The sequence below is a fragment of the Janthinobacterium sp. JF4 genome (assembly GCF_059617925.1).
The window spans coordinates 397,023-415,392 of record NZ_JCAQAV010000001.1 but is presented as its reverse complement, the minus strand read 5'-3'; the positions used below and the strand labels follow the sequence as shown (position 1 = coordinate 415,392).

Below are 18,370 nucleotides of genomic sequence, written 5' to 3'. Positions count from 1 at the left end.
CGTTCGTGTAGCGCTGGCACGAAATATGCTCTGATAAACGCATGACGCGTACCTGAAACTTGGGCGTGTGTCTCGTGTTGTCATCGCAACGCTGAACCAGATTAACCATTGAGGAGCAAGACCATGACCGCGAACGTCGGCAATATTGATCGTGCCATCCGGATACTGCTGGGACTGGGCCTGATCGGCGCCACCCTGGCCGGTGCCATCGGCGCCTGGGGCTGGCTGGGCGTGATTCCCCTGGCGACAGGCATTTTCCGCTTCTGTCCCGCGTATTTGCCGTTTGGCATCCGTACCTGTGCGGTGAAAAAATGACGCAGGCAACGGAGGCGACAACATGAGCACGCAATCTGGCGGCTATCGCGCATTGACGCAGTCGGTGTCGCACCAATTGGCGACCCTGCGCGCGGATATTCCCGACGTGATGAAAGGCTTTGGCGATCTGGCGCGCGCGGCAACGCGCGATGGTGCGCTGGACAAGAAAACCAAGGAGTTCATCGCCCTGGCCCTGGGCATCGCGGCCCATTGCGATGCCTGCATCGGCTTTCATGTGCAGGCCCTCGTCAAGCTGGGCGCCACCCGGGCCGAATTCGAAGAAACCCTGGGCATGGCCATCTACATGGGTGGCGGGCCGTCGGCGATGTACTGCGCCAATGCGCTGGCGGCATTCGAGGAATTCTCGAACGCGGCCTGAGGCGCGTCGGGTTGGCACAGTATGAATAGCAAATCAGAATTGGAGAAGTAGCGTGCAGATAGACTGGAATAATTTTACGCCATGGGCCTCATTGGCGGGAGGGATGCTGATCGGCTTGTCGGCTGCGGTATTTGTCCTGTTTAATGGCCGTATTGCCGGCATCAGCGGCATCCTGGGCGGTCTGCTGGAATGGCCGAAAGGCGATGTCGCCTGGCGCCTTGCCTTCCTTGCCGGCCTGATTGGCGCGCCCTTGGTGTATGGCGCAGTGCTGCCGCTGCCGGCAGTGCGGATTGACGCCGATATTCCCACCTTGATCATTGCTGGTCTCCTGGTCGGCGTGGGTACGCGCTATGGGTCAGGCTGCACCAGCGGACATGGCGTCTGTGGCTTGTCGCGCATGTCGCCTCGCTCGCTGGTGGCGACAATGGCCTTCATGATTGCCGGCTTCGCCACTGTTTTTGTCGTCCGACACCTCATCGCTTAAGGCACTCGTCATGAAAAATATACTGGCGGGGCTTGTGGGTCTGGTCTTTGGCATCGGACTGATCGTATCCGGCATGACGGATCCATCGAAAGTGCTTGGTTTCCTCGACGTGGCGGGGCAGTGGAATCCGTCGCTGGGGCTTGTCATGTGCGGCGCGATAGGCGTCGGCATCGTGGCATTCCGTTTTGCATCGCGCAGGGAGCGCAGCCTGTTGGGCGATGCGATGCGCTTGCCAACCTCGACACAGATCGACCGGCGCCTGGTCTTCGGCGGCCTGGCATTTGGTGCCGGCTGGGGACTGGCTGGCTATTGCCCCGGTCCGGCCGTGGCGTCGCTGGCGGCTGGCGGAACCAAGCCGCTCATTTTCTTCGTCGCCATGCTCGCTGGCATGGGGATCTTCGCGGTTGCAGAGCGTTTGCACTCTCGATAGACCGAATACCGCTATCGCGTCGCGATTCAGCCTATCGTATTGCGACCGCCTCGGCATCCTGAGGTTGCCCGCCACCACCGAGCGCCTTGAAAAGCGCCACCGCTGCGCGCGTGGATTCGGTTTGGGCCTGCGCCCGCATGTCTGCGGCCTGTAGCAGCTTGTCGTCGGCCTGAAGAACTTCGATCAGGCTGACGACGCCTTTCTGGTAAGCGGCAAACGAAGACTGTCTCGCCAGCCTGAGCGAGTCGACACCGTGTTCCAGTATTGCAGCCTGATCTTCGCGCTTCAGCAAGTTTGACATCGCGTTCTCGACGTCTTCGGTAGCACGCAAGGCGGCCAGTCGGTATGCCGCCAAGGCTTCCGCTTCCCGGCCCTTGGCCAGGGCAATCTGTGCATTGATGCGACCGAAGTCGAACAGCCGCCAGCGCAGACCCAGCACTGCGGCGCTCTGGCTGGCGCCAGCGGTGAAAAGATGACCACTGGAAAGCGAGGTCGCGCTGCCGATCAGGGCACTGAAGGACAGCTTCGGGTAGTATTCCGAGACCGCCATGCCGATACGCGCGTTCGACGCGGCAAGGCGGCGTTCCGCCACGATCAGATCAGGCCGGTGGCGGAGCAGGTCGCCGGGCGATCCTGCGGGGGCAATCCGCGGAGCCACCGGAAGAGGGCGCACCGTCGACAGCTCTTCCCTATGCGTGCCCGGTGGCGTGCCCAACATCACGTCCATTGCATTCATGGCGGCCGCCAATCCTGCTTCGAGCACTGGCACCGCAGCCTTCACCTGAGCCAGCGCGCCCTCGACCTGTCGCACTTGACGTTCGGCCGCCAGGCCCTTGCCATACAGCAAATTCATCGTTGTCAATAGTTCTTGTTGCGTCCTGACCTGGCTGGCTGCGATATCGAGGCGGGTTTGCAGTCCGCGTATGCCCATGTAAATGTCGGCAGTCTGCGCCGCTACCGTCAAGCGGGTGGCTGCCACTCCGGCTGCCGAAGCCTGATATTCGGCAAGAGCGGCTTCCCGTTCGCGACGCAAGCCACCAACTATATCGAGCTCCCAGCCGATGCCGAGGTTGGCCTCGTAAGCGTTGCCGTAGCGATCAAAATTTGGCTGTGCGTTGAGAACCTGCCCGAGCGGGGTTTCTACCGACGAATAGGCGCGTGCTGCCTGAGCATGGACGGCGCCAGAGGGAAGGAGTGCGGCATTGGCTGCCCCGAGTCCTGCCCGCGCCTGGGTCGCGCGCGCAGATGCTTGCGCCAGATCCAGATTTTGCTCCAATGCCCGCGTGACCAGGCGGTTCAGCTGGGGATCGCCGAAACCCGCCCACCACGTGGAGAAATCGGCGCCGGCATCGGCATGCCTTTGCTCGACTGCTGCTTGGCCCAGGTAGCGTTCCGGCAGCTGCGTTTCTGGCCGGGTGTAATCAGGTCCGACGGTGCACGCTGTGGAAACACCGGCGACGACACACATAAAGAGGGTACGTTTGAGTAACATGTGACCTTCCACGTAAGAGAAAGAGAAAGCATTTTTTGTGACTATATCACGATATGGTCACTATTTGTGCAAATCTACAACTCCGGGTAAGCTATCGGGCATGATGAAAGCAACCACCATTCCGGGTTCTGCCCGAGGCCCCGTCGACCATGAAGTACGGGACCAGATCATTTCCGCCGCTACGGCGCACTTTCGCCTGTACGGCTACGAAAAAACGACGGTGTCAGACCTCGCCAAGTCCATCGGTTTTTCCAAGGCATACATCTACAAGTTCTTCGAATCCAAACAGGCCATCGGAGAGCTGATCTGCGCAAATTGCCTGGGCGAAATCGAAACCGACGTCAGGACGGCCGTTGACAGCGTTGAGCGTGCACCTGAGAAGCTACGGCGCATGTTCAAAGTGATCGTTGAGTCCAGCCAGCGACTGTTTTTCGATGACCGCAAGCTATACGATATTGCCGCTTCGGCTGCGATCGAGCGCTGGGAATCGGTGCGGGCTTACGAGGTGCGTATCCAGCACATGCTGCTGGAAGTGATACGCCAAGGACGCGACGCCGAGGATTTCGAGCGCAAGACCCCGCTCGACGAGGCGGTGAATGCCATTTACCTGGTCATGCGACCTTATCTGAATCCCTTGCTGTTGCAGTACAGCCTGGACCACGCCCAGGATGCACCTGCTCAATTATCCAGCCTGGTACTGCGAAGCTTGTCAAGGTAGTCATCTTTTAAAATGTGACCATTGACTTAAGTGGTCACTAGTACCAAAATGAGATCCTGTTCAGTTTTTTACGGGATTTCTATGCTGCGCCGTCGCCTCGTTTTCTCTGTTGTCATCTCTGCATTGCCATTGGCCCTGATCGCCTGCGGCGAAAAAAAGCAATCTGATCCACGTAACGAAGCCCCGCTCGTGCGGGTTGCAACCGTCCGGGATGCGACGGCTGCGTCCCGGACATTCACCGGCATCGTCGCTGCCCGGGTGCAAAGCGATTTGAGTTTTCGGGTCGCCGGCAAGGTGCTGGAGCGCCTTGTGGACACCGGACAGGCCGTCAGGCGCGGACAGGTGCTGATGCGCATCGACCCCGTGGATCTGCGGCTTGCCGCACATGCCCAGCAGGAGGCAGTGACCGCTGCGCGCGCCAGGGCACAGCAAACAGCGCAGGAAGAGGCGCGCTATCGCGATTTGCGCGGCACTGGCGCGATCTCGGCGTCCGGTTATGACCAGGTCGCGGCGGCCGCCGCCGCTGCCCAGGCCCAACTCAATGCTGCCGAAGCCCAGGCCGAAGTGGCCCGTAACGCCAGTCGTTACACCGAACTGTTGGCGCACGCCGATGGCCTCGTCATGGAAACATTGGCCGAATCCGGCCAGGTCGTGGCCGCAGGACAGGCCGTGCTGCGCGTGGCCCATGCGGGGCGTCGCGAAGCGCTGATCCAGTTGCCGGAAACCTTGCGCCCGGCGGTCGGCTCGGCGGGGCTCGCCACGCTGTTTGGCACGGATGGCGCTGCCGTTCCGGCCAAATTGCGGCAGCTATCGGATGCCGCGGACCGGCAGACCCGTACTTTCGAGGCACGCTATGTGCTGGACGGCGCGCTTGACAATACGCCGTTGGGCGCCACCGTCAGCATACAAATACCGGAAACGCCGTCCGCCAAACACGGCGGCTTGTCCGTGCCTATCACTGCCCTGTACGATGCGGGGAAGGGGCCGGGAGTCTGGCTTATCCAGGGGCTGCCCGCCAAGGTGCGCTGGCGGCCTGTCACGGTCCATAGCCTGGGGGACAACGAGGCGCGGATTGCTGCACAGCTCAAGCAAGGTGACAGGATCGTTGCGCTTGGCACGCACCTGCTGCACGAAGGCGAGCAGGTACGTGTAGCCGTGCAGACAGCGACGAACGCAGGAGCGCGCCCATGAGCACCGGCCGTTTCAATCTGTCTGCGCTTGCCGTGCGCGAGCGTTCCATCACCTTGTTCCTGATTTGCCTGATCTCATTGGCTGGGATAGTGTCCTTTTTTAAGCTGGGGAGAGCGGAAGATCCTGCCTTCACGGTCAAAGTCATGACGATCATCAGCGCCTGGCCAGGCGCCACGGCACAGGAAATGCAAGATCAGGTCGCCGAAAAAATCGAGAAGCGGCTGCAGGAGCTACGCTGGTACGACCGTAGCGAGACCTACACCAGGCCAGGCCTGGCATTCACGACGCTGACGCTGCTCGACAGCACACCGCCGGCGCAAGTGCAGGAGCAGTTCTATCAAGCGCGCAAGAAAGTCGGTGATGAGGCAGGCAACCTGCCGCCAGGCGTGATCGGACCGATGGTCAACGACGAATACGCGGACGTCACGTTTGCCTTGTTCGCGCTGAAGGCCAAGGGGGAGCCGCAACGCTTGCTGGTACGCGACGCGGAGACGTTGCGGCAACGTCTGCTGCATGTCCCTGGCGTCAAAAAGGTCAACATCGTCGGTGAACAGTCCGAGCGTATTTATGTCGAGTTTTCGCATGCGCGCCTGGCAACGCTGGGTGTCAGTCCCCAGGAAGTATTTGCCGCATTGAATAGGCAGAACGCCCTCACGCCGGCCGGCTCGGTGGAAACCAGGGGACCGCAAGTGTTCATACGCCTGGACGGTGCTTTCGATGAATTGCAGAAAATCCGCGACATGCCCGTCGTGGCGCAGGGGCGCACCTTGAAACTGTCGGATATCGCCACGATCAAGCGCGGCTACGAAGACCCTGCAACATTCATGGTACGCAACGGCGGAGAACCTGCCTTACTGCTGGGCATCGTCATGCGCGACGGCTGGAATGGACTCGACCTTGGCAAGGCGCTGGAGTATGAAGTCGGCGCGATCAATGCAGAGTTGCCTCTGGGAATGGGCTTGAGCAAGGTCACGGACCAGGCCGTCAACATCGGCTCCTCGGTCGATGAGTTCATGATTAAGTTCTTTGCCGCGTTGCTGGTGGTGATGGTGGTGTGCTTCATCAGCATGGGCTGGCGAGTGGGGATCGTGGTTGCTGCGGCCGTGCCGCTGACTTTGGCTGTCGTTTTCATCGTGATGGCCGCTAGCGGCAAGAATTTCGACCGCATTACGCTGGGTTCCTTGATCCTGGGACTGGGCCTGCTGGTTGACGATGCCATTATTGCCATTGAAATGATGGTGGTGAAGATGGAGGAGGGCTACAGCCGCATCGCAGCCTCCGCCTATGCGTGGAGCCATACGGCTGCGCCCATGCTTTCCGGCACGCTGGTGACGGCGGTCGGCTTTATGCCGAATGGCTTTGCGCGTTCGACCGCCGGCGAATACACCAGCAATATGTTCTGGATCGTGGGTATTGCCCTGATTGCATCGTGGGTCGTCGCGGTGGTCTTTACGCCCTACCTTGGCGTCAAGCTGCTGCCCGAGCTGAAACGGGTCGAGGGTGGCCACGACGCGCTCTACGACACGGCGCGTTACAACCGCTTCCGTCAGTTGCTCAAGCGCGTCATCACGCGCAAATGGCTGGTGGCGGGTACAGTGGTGGGCCTGTTCGTCATGGCCGTGCTGGGTATGGCGGTAGTCAAGAAGCAGTTCTTCCCCATCTCGGACCGCCCCGAAGTCCTGGTCGAGGTGCAGATGCCTTATGGCACGTCGATCGTACAGACCAGCGCCGCCGCGGCGAAGGTCGAAGCATGGCTGGCCAAACAGGCGCAAGCAAAGATCGTCACTGCCTATATCGGCCAGGGCGCGCCGCGCTTCTATCTGGCCATGGGGCCCGAGATGCCTGATCCGTCGTTTGCAAAGATCGTCGTCCGTACCGATAGCCAGGACGAGCGTGACGCGTTGAAGCAGCGGCTGCGCGAGGTGATTGCCGGAGGTCTCGCGCCGGAAGCGCGGGTGCGTGTCACGCAACTGGTATTTGGTCCATATTCACCGTTCCCCGTCGCCTACCGGATATCCGGCCCGGATCCTGACAAGTTACGCAACATCGCGGCGGATGTGCAGCGGACCATGGAAGTCAGTCCATTGATGCGCACCGTGAACAATGACTGGGGCACGCGCACGCCTGCACTGCACTTCACCTTGCAACAGGATCGCCTGCAATCCCTGGGTTTGACCTCCAGCGCGGTGGCACAGCAACTGCAATTCCTGCTGAGCGGCGTGCCATTGACGTCTGTGCGCGAAGATATCCGCACGGTGCAAGTGGTGGCCCGTTCTGCCGGCGACAACCGTTTTGATCCAGCCAAACTCATGGACTTTACCTTGACAGGGGCGGGCGGGCAACGCGTCCCGCTATCGCAGGTAGGCAAGGTCGACGTGCGCGCTGAAGAACCGATCATGCGGCGACGCGACCGGACGCCGACCATCACCGTGCGCGGCGACATCGCCGATGGCCTGCAGCCACCGGACGTGTCCGGTGCTATCACGAAGCAGCTTCAGCCCATCATCGACAAGCTGCCGGCTGGCTACCGGATCGACCAGGCCGGCTCCATCGAGGAATCGGGCAAGGCGACGACCGCCATGCTGCCCTTGTTCCCTGTCATGCTGGCAATTACGCTGCTTATCCTCATTTTTCAGGTGCGCTCGATTTCGGCGATGGTCATGGTATTCCTGACCAGCCCGCTGGGGCTGATCGGCGTGGTGCCAACACTCATCGTGTTCCAGCAACCGTTCGGTATCAATGCCCTGGTCGGACTCATTGCCCTATCAGGCATCCTGATGCGCAACACGCTGATCCTGATCGGCCAGATCCACCATAACGAGCAGGCTGGCCTGGATCCCTTCCGCGCGGTGGTCGAGGCAACCGTGCAGCGTTCCCGTCCCGTAATCCTGACTGCGCTGGCAGCCATCCTGGCCTTTATTCCGCTGACCCATTCCGTTTTCTGGGGGACGCTCGCCTACACGCTCATCGGCGGCACCTTCGCGGGCACGGTACTCACACTGGTGTTTCTGCCGGCCATGTACGCGATTTGGTTCAAGATTACTCCGGCAAGCAAAGTCGAAGCGAACTGAAGCTTGATCAGCTAATGCGCGTCGCCGCTCGGTCGTTTCGATTCATGTGCGCATCGACGGCCCAAGAACGCACGGCTGAGCTGCCTCTAATGCGATAAGGCTATTGTTAAGAAGTGATTGAAGGCGCAAGCGGGAGATGGGCTAGGTCTAGGAGCGCCCGACCATGTCTCGCTCGTCGAAGATTGCCAGTCATTTCAAAGGATATTCCCTGCTTAGCTTGGCATGCCATGGCATGCAATCGACATTGTAGGCGCCTGCCTGTGCTGGGGCATTGACAGCAACCTGACGCGCAAGGTACCGGCGCTACAATTTTTGCCGCGCTGATACGGACGAGGAAGTGAAGCCGATGTCTGATGCCTCGCGCCAGCTGCGCTTCGAGCGCCAGGGGAGTGGACGACAGGGGCGGGAGAGGGGCGGGGGCTGTCTTGCATCCCTGTGCCAGGCAAGGGCAGCATCAGGTCAGGCTGAGCAGCATCTTTTTCTTTTCGATCAGCCATGTGGGAAAACCGATGTCGGAGCGCAGCGTATCGCGCCATCCGCCGGTGCCAAAGACGGGCAGGCCGACTTTTTTCGATAGCCGCAGCATTTGCGCAAACACATGCTCTTCGCTCAGTCCATCGCGCTGGGCCAGATAGTGCAGCCATCGGTTGCCGATGCGCGCATGCAGCGCTTCGTCATTATTGATGACCAGAAAGCTCAGCGTCTCCTCTTCACGCGCCGCGCGCTGCAAATGGGTGGCAAGGTTCAGGTTGGTCTCTACCGCATTGGCCTCCTGCAGCAACTGCTGGACGATCAGGCCGTCTAGGAGATTGTCCGCCGACATGAAGCGTTCCAGTACCGTATTGGTATAAGGGAAGGCGCCGATGATGCCGCCGCGCTCCAGGTACAGCGCCTGGATGTAGCTTGCGTGGCGGGCCTCATCCCATATCTGCCGGCCCATGTCGCCCATGAAGGCGTCCGGCATGTCCCGGTTATCCAGGATCATGTAGGCACAAATTTCCATTGCGGAGATTTCGACGTCGACCAGTACGTAAAAAAGAAAGCCCAGGTAGTTTGCGTCATCGTCGAGGATGCCGCGTCCTTCGACGAAGCGGAACGGCTTGTCGGCCGACCAGTGCAGCGCGGCGTCGCGGGCCGGTTGCCGTGGCGGAGTGCTGTCGCCAGCCGCGTAGCGCTGCTCCAGCAAGGGCAGTTTTTCCACGAGCAAGGTCATGAGCGGCATTTCCGGCGCAAACAGGATGGCGCTGGATACGGCCGGCAGTAACGTCTGGGCACGCGCCGCCAGGGCCGCCGGCCCCTGCGCCGGCATGATGGCCGCAGCGATCGCCGGCAAGTCGGGCAGGCTGATGATCTCGTCCGTGGCGATCTGCGACCGGCGCGCGCCGACTGCGCCAAACAATTGCAGCAGGCCGTCCAGCGCAAGCCCGACGGCTATCTTCTCGTCTATCGAGGGGGCAGCGACCAATTGCTGGCAATGCCGTTGCAGGCAGGTGTGCAGACAGTCGTCGACGTCCGAATAATAGCGCTTGATCGCATCCATCCGTAGCATGATGCTCCTCCTGTCGGGTGGCAGATTAGCGGGCCTTCGGGCCGGGTATGCTGCTGGCGGCATGCGCCGGTTCAGTTGCGCGTAGAACAAAATCGACCATTTGTTCCAGCTGGGCGGTGAGCCAGGCGTCGCCATGGCTGGCCGAAACCAGCTGGACCGTCTCGGCAAAGAAGCGGCAGCTTGCAAAGAGGGCACGATACAACTGGGCGGGCGCCAGCCCATCGCAACGCGTCTCGGCCAGGCGCACCAGCAGTTGGGGGCTCAGGCGCTGCTCCGCGTGGCGGTATCCTTCCAGCGGCAAGCCGTGCGCCAGCTGCAGCATCGGCAGCAAGCCCTTCGCGCGCATGACGTCGAGCGAGTCGTCGGCTTCCCAATACTCGCCACGGGCAATCTTGGTGTGGGTGTACCAGATCCAGCCGCAAAATTTATTGTACGTATCTTCGAGAAAAGCTGGATCGGCCGACGCCGCATGTCCAGCCGCATGCGGCGCCGACGCCCGGAACGGTGGAATGCCCACCAGCAGCAGCCCTTGCTGAGGCTGGCTTGCTGCGCTTTCATGCAGATAGAGAATATCGATCTTGACCAGGGTATCCTGGCAATCCCAGAAATGAATCAGGAGGTCGGGCATTTGCAAATGGGTCGCCGGGAACTGCGCTATCGCGCGTCCGTGCTGCTGCAGGCATTGCGCGACGGCGGCCTGGAGGCGCAGCCGGCTTGTCGGGTCATCGCAGCACATGGTGAGGTCGATATCGGAATAGGCATCGCCGCTGCCGGTGGATAGCGACCCCGTCAACAACATGTCAGCGTCGCCGCAGGCGAGGACTGTGCCGGCAATTGCTTCGATGAGTGACAATTGAATGGTTTGCTGCGCCATGTTTTCTGCTAAAAAATGCATGGCCCTGGTATTTAATTGGCGCGCGACTGTGTTGTTTCTCATATTCCTATCCTATCGATAGTTTAATAAGGTATAACCATGGGAAGAAATATTCCCGATGCATGACATCAGCGTTGCAAAATTGCCCGGAAAAATAATGCCGGAACGTAGTGGTGTACGGTGAAAGAAATCTGATTATAATATGGGATGCATGGAATTACAAACGTGCGACAGGCATGTGAATTCCATTTATACTGTCTTTAAGGCCTGCGCCAAATATATCTTATCAGGTTAATTGCAATCCAATAGGAGCTGCCATGTCGCCTCTGGAATTGTCGCGCAACTTTCATTTGACACGCACCTGGGGCCTGAGCCGCCAGAGGCTGCCCTCGCTGCAGCGCGTGATGCCGGAGCTCGCCGAGCGGGAAATTGACCTGCAATCGCTGCGCCGCCTGCCCATCATGGACAAGGCGCAATACCGGACCCTGGCGCAGGAATGGCTGCAGACGAATGCGTCGCTTCCCCATTTCATGATACGCACGGGGGGCACCACGGGCATGCCGACCTTGCAGTGGGGTTATATGCCGGCCTATGCCCCGCCCGCTGCGCCGTCGCTCGGCGACGCATTGCGCCCGCTGTACCTGAAGGCCGGCGATGGCCGCCAGGGGACCGTGCCGCACTTTCCGCGCGATGTGGGGGCGCTGATCGCGCCTTTGCGCGATGAGGATGGCTACCGCATCATGATCGAGATATTAAAGACGAAATATAATTTCGCCGGATATGAAGACCAGTTTTCCCGCATCTCGATACCGTTGCCGGCGGCAAAGAAATTGGTTCATTATATATTGGTGAATAATATTGAACTGCATGGATCTGGCCTGAAGGAAGTACATACGAATTCTTCGTTCGTAACGCAGTCCTGGCGAAATAAAATTGAATCGGTCTTGAATACGAAGTTAGTAGATCATTACGGATTCACTGAAATTCAGAATGCGCGCGCGCATGAATGTCCGTATTGCGGTTATTATCATTTCCCTGACACTATTTATCCCGAAGTGGTCGATGCCCGGGACCGGCTGCTCACCGCGCCGCATGCCAACGGCCGTCTGTTGGTGACGCGCCTGCTGGAAGAGCACGATCATGCCATGCCGGCGCTTCGCTTCGACAGCGGCGACGTCGTGCAAATAGGCACGTATTGCGAGATGGCAGGCGAATGCGGTTTCAAGCCATGGGGCAAGGTGGACCACAGTATCGTGATCGACAGCGCCGGTGGCGACGACCTGTATCCCGTGCGTTATGGGGATATCCAGGAAGCGCTCGACCATGATCCGCTGGTAGGCCGGATCGACAATACGCGCCATTCGCTGGTCACGCCAACGGAGGGCGATGCCTTTCCCAAATGGCGGCTGGTATCGCGCGGGGAGCGGCGCCCCCGGCTGGAAGTGGAAATGCTGTTTGATCCGCGTCTGTTTGCCGAAGCCTGGCGCGGGTTTGAAGTGCAACTGCGCCTGGCGCTGGGAAGCAGCAACCGCGCGTATCAGCATGCCATCGAGACGGCAGGCTTTCACCTGGAGATAGCAGGCTTGCCACCCGGTTCGCTGAAAGACATGGATGTCATGAAATCCTAGCCTGCGATCCGTCCGCGCCCAAGCCCGATGATGTCCATGTCCATGTCCAAATACTGCCGCACCCGCCGCGCGCTGTTAACTTCGTCGGCGGCGCTGGCTGTTGCTGCTGCCTGCCCAGGGTTTGCTGCCAAGGAGGCAGCGGCGGCCGGTTTGCCTGTCGTGCGCTGGGGCACGTTTCGTAACTACCAGCCCGTGTACATCGGCATCGCCGCAGGCTTTTTCAAGTCTGCCGGCGTGCATGTCTCCATGACCGGCAATTTCAGCAGCGGCCCGTCCATCGTCCAGGCGGCAGGACTGGGCCAGCTCGATGCCGGCCATGCGGCGATCACGGGCCTGGCCAATGCGGCGGCGCAGGGTGTCGGGGTGATGGGAGTTGCCGATTCCCAGACGGAGTTCGGCGATGCTCCTTTGCAGCAATGGTTCGTCCTACATGCGGGGCCGGTTAAGGGCATGGCCGACCTGCGCGGGCGCCGCATCGCCGTCAATTCCCTGTCCGGTTCCTTTTATTACACCACGCTGCTCGCGCTGCGCAAACACGGCATTGCCAAGTCTGACGTGCATTTCGTGACACTGCCGCATGAACGCCAGGAGCAGGCCTTGCTGGCAGGCATGATCGATGTTGCCGCGCTGATCGATCCCTATAGCGTATCGATGGCTGCGCAGGGCAAGTTGCGCCGGCTCTTTACCGGAGCCGACATCATCGGCGAGCGGCAGTTTTCGCTGGTATTTTTCCGCAAAAAGATGCTGGAAGAGCAGGCCGAGACGGTCAGCCGCTTTTTGGCCGGCTATCGCCAAGCCGTCGCCTTCCTGCAGAGCGATACCCACCGTGGGAATGCAATCATGGCCAGGGCGCTCGGCCTCAAGCAAAGCCTGATGGTGTCGCACCGTTATACCAGCAATGCGCAGGTGCGGATGCGTGATGTCCAGTTCTGGCTCGATGTCATGCGGCAGGACGGAGGCCTGAGGCAGGCGCCTGGCCTGCGGGGCGATGCCTTCGCCACGGACCGCTTCAATCCGTGATGGCGCGCCCTGCGACCGGCCTGGGCGGTCCTGGCCATGCGGGCCGCTGGCGGGGTCGGCGCGCGCCGCAGCTGCTTGGCCTGTTGGGCGTTGCCGCTGCGCTGCTGGCATGGGAAGCGTTGATCCGCCTGCAGCTGCTCGACCCTGTCTATCTGCCACCGCCCGGCGAAGTACTGGCGGCCTTGCCGTCCCTGCTGTGGCAAGGTCCGCTGCTGGCCGACGTGCGAGCCAGCCTGCATGCCGTGCTGGCCGGTACGGCGCTGGCCTGCCTTTTCGCGCTGCCGGCAGCGGCGCTGGCCCATTTTCATGCGCCGTTCCGGTGGCTGACGGCTCCCCTGGTCGAACTGGTGCGCGGCATTGCTCCGTTGGCGCTGCTGCCGGCTTTTCTGCTGATCTTCGGACTGGGCGGCAAGAGCACGATCGCCATCATTGTCTGGGTCGCCTGGCCGCCCCTGTTCATTAATGTCCTGGCCGGACTCGACGCCACCTGCCGTACGCTGATCGACGCGGCCCGGAGCATGGGCGCGAATCTGCCCTGGCTGCTGGCGACCGTCTACCTGCCCGCCGTATTCGGGCACCTGCTGGCCGGCCTGCGGCTTGCATTGGGCAGCGCCTGGCTTGCCGTCGTCGCCGCCGAAATGCTCGGCGCAAACGCCGGCATCGGCTTCCGCATTCTCGAGTGGTCGCAAACCTTCCAGGTGACCGCGATGTATGGCGCGATTGTTGTTACTGGTGTGGTATCGCTGGGCATTAACGGCGCCATTGGATGGCTGGCGCGCGCATGCGCGCCGCACCTGGAGGAACGGTGATGGCCCGTCCCCTGCTGCGGGTAGACGCGGTCTCCCATGCATTTCAAGCACGCCAGGTGATACGCAATTGCTCTTTCACGCTAGGCGAACGCGAGGTCGTGGCGCTGGTGGGACCCAGCGGGGTTGGCAAGAGCACGCTGCTGCGCATACTGGCGGGCCTGGTGCGTCCGCAGCAGGGCAGCGTGACGCTGTCGGCCCGTGAGGTGCAGCCCGGCATGTCAGGCCTGGCCATGGTGTTCCAGGATTACGCGTTGTTTCCCTGGCTCAGTGCGCAGGGTAATGTCGAGTATCCCCTGCTGGTCAATGGCGTGTCCAGAGCGCAGCGCCAGGCTGCGGCGCAGGCGGCCCTGCGTCAGGTCGGTCTGGGCGACAGCGGCCGCCTCTACCCGAGCCAGTTATCTGGCGGCATGCGGCAGCGCGTCGCCGTGGCTCGCGCACTTGTCGCGCGGCCCGCCCTGATGCTGCTCGATGAGCCACTGTCCGCCTTGGACCAGAAGACGCGTGAACACCTGCAGGGGCAGCTGGCTGAGGTGTTTGAGCAACTTGCCTGTGCCGCCGTGCTTGTCACGCATGATTTGCTGGAAGCCATACGGCTGGCGCAGCGGGTCATCGTGCTGACGGGTAATGGGGCCAGCATTGCCGCCGACCTGCCGATACCACCCGGCGATGGCCGCCAGCAGCACGCGCTGCTGCTAGACCTGCTGGCCGCTCAACACTTGGCGTAGCGCCAGAACAGGCGCCGTGCCGCTTGCCCATTGCTGAGCACAAGCCGCTCTTCCTCGATGGCGGAGGCCAGCTCGAAACCCACCTCATGCGCAAATTGCCGTATCCATTGCGGATGCCAGGGGAAGACGGCAATATCGTTCCCTATCGGTTCGCCGGGGTTGGCGCGCATGAAAAGCGTGCCGCCTGGCCGCAGCCAGCCATGTACCTTGCGCAATGCCGCGGCGACTTGCTGCGCGCCGCCGAAGTTGATGCTGCCCAGCGCCAGGCAGACATCGATCGAGCCCTCGGCAAACGGGGCATCGTGCAGGTCGCAGACGAGATCGGCGGCATCATTGGCGATATCGATGCCGATCAGGTTGGGAATTTTGCCTTTGAATGGATTGAATCCGCAGCCGACGTCGACCACTGTGCGTGGCCGCAGTGCATTGACCTGTTCGACCAGCGCATAACCGCTGAGGGGAAAGCGGTCGATCGACGCTTGCCAGGTTTGGGGGTGAAAAAAGACAATCAGCCTCGCGTTGTCGTTCATGTCTGGCGTCTCCCTCAGATCACGCAGGTGCGCGCTAGCCCTGCCATGGCATGGCAGGCCGTCAGCACGTCGGTGACGGGCTGGTTGCCCAGTCCCCACTGCCGTTCGAATTCCAACTCTGAAACGGCCTGGACCTCGGAATGACTGTAGTGCAGGCCCAGTTCGTTCAGTATCGGTTTCATGCTACGCCGGCGCGTTAGCTGCCGCTGATGTTGGGTGGCAAACGCAGCGATGTCCGCATTGTCGGCGGCGATCTGGTTTGCCATGTTGGCCGAACTTTTGTACCAGCTGTAATCAGGATAGGAGATGCTGAAACCGCCGGCCGCCTCCCACCATGCCAGGCATGCGTGGTCAGGGCGGTGCACCAGCAGAAAGCGCGCTGCGGGAAAAGTGTGTTTCAGCCACGGCAAATGCCGGGCAAACAGATGGCTTTTCAAGAGCTTGGTGCCGCCGGCAGCGGCATAGGGGGCGGCGAATTCGTCCAGCAGTTCCGTCTTGCTCATGCTGCCAAGGTTGTCGAACTGGCGCCCGTACTCCATCCCTGGACCGAAGTAATTTCCGAAATGCAAAGTGCGGCTTTCCCCCTCATGGCTGCGCTGCAAGCGCATGTCTGAACGATTGACGCCGTTCGCATACATCAGCGCATGGGCGATGGCGCTCCACTTCGAGCCTGGCGTGCCCACCACAAAAACAATATCTGCTCCGTCTTCCTTAAACATGCTGGTCCTTGTCCGGTGAGGTGGGCGTCAGGCACGTATGGTGTTGTAGTGCACTAACATCTCTGCCAGTTTCTGCTGTATCGATGCTTCGTTCGACGGTTGCGGAAAATGCGCGTCGTTGAAGCGTTCGAGCCGGTTGATCGGATCGATCGGCGCCATGCCGCCCAGGTATTGTTCGAAGTCGGCCACCGTGCGGCTGAATTTGTGTTGGCCGTCCCAGACAGTTTCCTTGAACAGCAGATGGGGCAGGTGTCCCTGCTTTTTGCCATGAGAAAGCATGCGCTGCTGAAACTTGACGAAACGGGCCGTGTCGGCGACGTATGCCTGCGCATAGCCGTGGCGGCTGGCATAGGGCATCCTTTCGCGCACGGTTGCCGCCAGCGATACGCCATCGATGCTGGCACGCTGCCGCCTGCGGTCGCCATTCAGGTCCAGGATGGTTGGCAGGATATCGACCGTGCGCACCCTTTCGGTATGGATGGCAGGCGCGACATCGTCGCCGATGAAGAGCAGCGGCACCCGTAGCACGCCCTCGGCCACGGAATTGAAGTGGCCGAAACTCTGTTCGTCGTATTCCTCGCCGTGGTCACCGAACAGCACGATCAGCCAGCGCTTTCCTGCGAGGCGCTGCCTGAGTTTTTCCATGAACGGGGCAAAGCGATAGCGCAGGAAGTGTTCAATGCCCTCTAGATACAGACCGAAGATGTCTTCGGCACGGTCCGCCTTCCACAGTTCCTGAATCACGCGTTTGTAGCGCATCAGATGCTGCATGTCTTCTTCGTCGCGCAAGGTCTCGAACAGCTGGTCTTTGGGCAGGCTGGCCGACGTGCAGACGCGTTTTTCCAGTTCGGCCAGCTTGCTGCGGTAGGCGTCGCCGCCATATTTCAGGTTGTGAAAGCCGTAGGGAACATGCACGCCGCCAAAATGGGCCAGGCTGACCGAGCGTTCCGCCTGCCCCAGCGCCGCGAGATAGGCGTCGTCGTTTTCGACCAGGAAATGATCGATGCCGCGGTCGAAACCCAGGGTCGGACCGAGTATCAGCGGAAAATCACTTTTCAGTATGGTGCGGTAGCCGGAACGCTGTGCGCGGGTGAACAGCGTTTCGCCGCTTAGTTTCCTGTTGAAAAATTCGTAGACGCCATGCCGCAGCGGCCATTTGCCGTTCAGGATGGAGGCGTGCGAGGCCGACGTATATGGCGCGGCCGAGACGCAGTTGGCAAAGAAGGCACCCTCGTCGACCAGGGCATCGAGCACCGACGTGTCGGGAGCGCTCAGGTGGGGATATTTGGCGGGCCACAGTTTCAGGGGATTGCGTCCGATGCAATCGCTGCGTAGCGTATCGATGGACAACAGGACTATGTGATCGTACACGGACGTCTCCATTTCAAAAGGGCAGGACTGCCGACTATTCCAGTTGCGGTCAAGATTTGCCCGGCAGTGGGCGTAAGCCTATCTGGGCTCTCCAACCAGATGGCAGGCGCCTGCCTGGTAACTGCGCGTGGCGGGCGGCCTGGAGATCATGGTTGTTATATTTTTGGGAAGCAAAATACGGTCGTAGACTGACAGGTGCGGCACGTAGTGGGGGCCGGCATAGGCGGTCTGCAGCTTCAAGCCCAGCTCGCCATAGCGGCGCAGGGCGTCGAGGTGCAGGGCATGCAACTGCGCTGAATGGACGCGGAAATGGATGTTGGTGATGAAGCCGTTGCGATTGCTGAAAGTGGCGATGTCGCCGACCTCGAAGCTGACCCGGGCCGTTGCCAGCGAGAGGGCAAGCTGTTCCATTTGCCGCAGTACCTCCAGAGGCTGGAAGCCGCCGTACAGCAGGGTAATATGGGGATCAAGCTGGCGCGCGATCACTTCATCTCTGCCAAAACGGTGTCGTTCGGCAATAACATGATCGAGCAGCTCAGGCTCGACGCTCAGCACCAGCGCACATTCATGGGTGTCGCTGATTGCATCGAGATTCAAGCGGTTGCGGAGGCTAGTTAGGCTGACCAAGGCATCTCCAGTGCGTTTGCATGCTGCAATAAGGTGACCTGCCGATGAATAAGATGGCCGTGGTTGGGGAGCCACCGCCATCCTGTTCTACCCGCTTATGCCTGGGTATTTTGCGTCATGCTTTCCAGCTCCTTGGCCGTGATCTTCGAGAAAAACTTGACGTCGGAAGCCTTGCCTGTCTTGTCATGAATGACATTCAAGGTGCCGGAGCCGATATTCCAGGTCCGTTCCACGTGGCCGTTGGCCAGCAGTTTCATCGAAGCTGGCGTACCGTACTTCTGGAAAAGCTCCGTATCAGCCTTATGGACAAGATCATGTACCGATTGCTTTGTGTCGTCAATCGTATCCGATTGCACGGACAGGTGTACCGCTGCATTGCCAGACATAATAACCCTCCTAAAGTTACGATGCACATCCATCCTAGAATGTGTAGAGGTA

Annotated in this window: 19 protein-coding genes; 11 read left to right on the top strand and 8 right to left on the bottom strand. The window is 60.6% G+C overall.

The features are described 5' to 3' along the window. Positions 1 to 123 precede the first annotated feature (123 nt). From AC54AF_RS01705 to AC54AF_RS01690, 4 genes are read left to right on the top strand one after another with little or no spacing between them, the layout of a single operon-like run. Positions 124 to 315, top strand: coding sequence for a YgaP family membrane protein (locus tag AC54AF_RS01705; protein ID WP_496634911.1), 192 nt, complete (start codon positions 124 to 126; stop codon positions 313 to 315). 22 nt (positions 316 to 337) lie between these two features. Next, a complete protein-coding gene (locus tag AC54AF_RS01700; protein WP_496634909.1) occupies positions 338 to 694 on the top strand; it encodes a carboxymuconolactone decarboxylase family protein in 357 nt (118 codons plus the stop codon). 52 nt (positions 695 to 746) lie between these two features. After that, positions 747 to 1,178 carry a YeeE/YedE family protein gene (locus AC54AF_RS01695; protein ID WP_131686579.1) on the top strand — a complete coding sequence of 144 codons (432 nt, stop codon included), beginning with the start codon at positions 747 to 749 and terminating at the stop codon, positions 1,176 to 1,178. A gap of 10 nt (positions 1,179 to 1,188) precedes the next feature. After that, entirely contained in the window at positions 1,189 to 1,608 is a 420-nt protein-coding gene (locus AC54AF_RS01690) for a DUF6691 family protein (RefSeq protein WP_131686580.1), read from the top strand. A gap of 31 nt (positions 1,609 to 1,639) precedes the next feature. Here the strand turns inward: AC54AF_RS01690 and AC54AF_RS01685 are convergent, their stop codons facing one another. Beyond that, on the bottom strand, positions 1,640 to 3,100 hold the full coding sequence (locus tag AC54AF_RS01685) for an efflux transporter outer membrane subunit (RefSeq protein ID WP_496634907.1): 1,461 nt from the start codon (positions 3,098 to 3,100) through the stop codon (positions 1,640 to 1,642). A 100-nt stretch (positions 3,101 to 3,200) separates the two neighbouring features. Here AC54AF_RS01685 and AC54AF_RS01680 point away from each other — a divergent pair, with 100 nt between their 5' ends. From AC54AF_RS01680 to AC54AF_RS01670, 3 genes are all read left to right on the top strand, one after another. After that, entirely contained in the window at positions 3,201 to 3,818 is a 618-nt protein-coding gene (locus AC54AF_RS01680) for a TetR/AcrR family transcriptional regulator (protein ID WP_496634905.1), read from the top strand. Positions 3,819 to 3,899: 81 nt separating this feature from the next. Beyond that, complete coding sequence (locus AC54AF_RS01675) at positions 3,900 to 5,009, top strand: efflux RND transporter periplasmic adaptor subunit (protein ID WP_496634903.1); 1,110 nt, start codon at positions 3,900 to 3,902, stop codon at positions 5,007 to 5,009. Beyond that, positions 5,006 to 8,080 (top strand): efflux RND transporter permease subunit, encoded by a 3,075-nt coding sequence (locus AC54AF_RS01670; protein WP_496634901.1) that lies wholly within the window; start codon positions 5,006 to 5,008, stop codon positions 8,078 to 8,080. Before AC54AF_RS01675 ends, AC54AF_RS01670 begins: the two co-directional genes overlap by 4 nt. Before the next feature lie 454 nt (positions 8,081 to 8,534). Here AC54AF_RS01670 and AC54AF_RS01665 read toward each other — a convergent pair whose 3' ends face one another. Together AC54AF_RS01665 and AC54AF_RS01660 are read right to left on the bottom strand one after the other, a co-directional pair. Next, positions 8,535 to 9,620, bottom strand: coding sequence for a DUF455 family protein (locus AC54AF_RS01665; RefSeq protein WP_496634899.1), 1,086 nt, complete (start codon positions 9,618 to 9,620; stop codon positions 8,535 to 8,537). 34 nt (positions 9,621 to 9,654) lie between these two features. Beyond that, positions 9,655 to 10,503 carry a hypothetical protein gene (locus AC54AF_RS01660; protein ID WP_496634897.1) on the bottom strand — a complete coding sequence of 283 codons (849 nt, stop codon included), beginning with the start codon at positions 10,501 to 10,503 and terminating at the stop codon, positions 9,655 to 9,657. 317 nt (positions 10,504 to 10,820) lie between these two features. Between AC54AF_RS01660 and AC54AF_RS01655 the strand changes: the two genes are divergently transcribed. From AC54AF_RS01655 to AC54AF_RS01640, 4 genes are read left to right on the top strand one after another with little or no spacing between them, the layout of a single operon-like run. Further along, the gene (locus AC54AF_RS01655) at positions 10,821 to 12,131 is read left to right on the top strand and encodes a phenylacetate--CoA ligase family protein (protein ID WP_496634895.1); all 1,311 of its coding nucleotides are present in this window, start codon (positions 10,821 to 10,823) and stop codon (positions 12,129 to 12,131) included. Positions 12,132 to 12,167: 36 nt separating this feature from the next. Continuing rightward, a complete protein-coding gene (locus tag AC54AF_RS01650; protein WP_496634893.1) occupies positions 12,168 to 13,151 on the top strand; it encodes an ABC transporter substrate-binding protein in 984 nt (327 codons plus the stop codon). Further along, positions 13,151 to 13,960, top strand: coding sequence for an ABC transporter permease (locus AC54AF_RS01645; protein ID WP_496634962.1), 810 nt, complete (start codon positions 13,151 to 13,153; stop codon positions 13,958 to 13,960). Before AC54AF_RS01650 ends, AC54AF_RS01645 begins: the two co-directional genes overlap by 1 nt. Next, entirely contained in the window at positions 13,960 to 14,685 is a 726-nt protein-coding gene (locus AC54AF_RS01640) for an ABC transporter ATP-binding protein (protein WP_496634891.1), read from the top strand. Before AC54AF_RS01645 ends, AC54AF_RS01640 begins: the two co-directional genes overlap by 1 nt. Here AC54AF_RS01640 and AC54AF_RS01635 read toward each other — a convergent pair. From AC54AF_RS01635 to AC54AF_RS01615, 5 genes are all read right to left on the bottom strand, one after another. After that, on the bottom strand, positions 14,670 to 15,215 hold the full coding sequence (locus AC54AF_RS01635; protein WP_496634889.1) for a methyltransferase domain-containing protein: 546 nt from the start codon (positions 15,213 to 15,215) through the stop codon (positions 14,670 to 14,672). The two genes, AC54AF_RS01640 and AC54AF_RS01635, sit on opposite strands and share 16 nt — an antisense overlap. Before the next feature lie 14 nt (positions 15,216 to 15,229). Then, the gene (locus AC54AF_RS01630) at positions 15,230 to 15,934 is read right to left on the bottom strand and encodes a hypothetical protein (protein WP_131686591.1); all 705 of its coding nucleotides are present in this window, start codon (positions 15,932 to 15,934) and stop codon (positions 15,230 to 15,232) included. A gap of 27 nt (positions 15,935 to 15,961) precedes the next feature. Further along, positions 15,962 to 17,305, bottom strand: coding sequence for a sulfatase-like hydrolase/transferase (locus AC54AF_RS01625; protein ID WP_496634887.1), 1,344 nt, complete (start codon positions 17,303 to 17,305; stop codon positions 15,962 to 15,964). A 78-nt stretch (positions 17,306 to 17,383) separates the two neighbouring features. Beyond that, on the bottom strand, positions 17,384 to 17,902 hold the full coding sequence (locus AC54AF_RS01620; RefSeq protein WP_496634885.1) for a 2'-5' RNA ligase family protein: 519 nt from the start codon (positions 17,900 to 17,902) through the stop codon (positions 17,384 to 17,386). 125 nt (positions 17,903 to 18,027) lie between these two features. Beyond that, positions 18,028 to 18,318: a hypothetical protein gene (locus AC54AF_RS01615; RefSeq protein WP_131686594.1), complete on the bottom strand. Its 291-nt coding sequence runs from the start codon at positions 18,316 to 18,318 to the stop codon at positions 18,028 to 18,030. Positions 18,319 to 18,370: the final 52 nt, after the last annotated feature.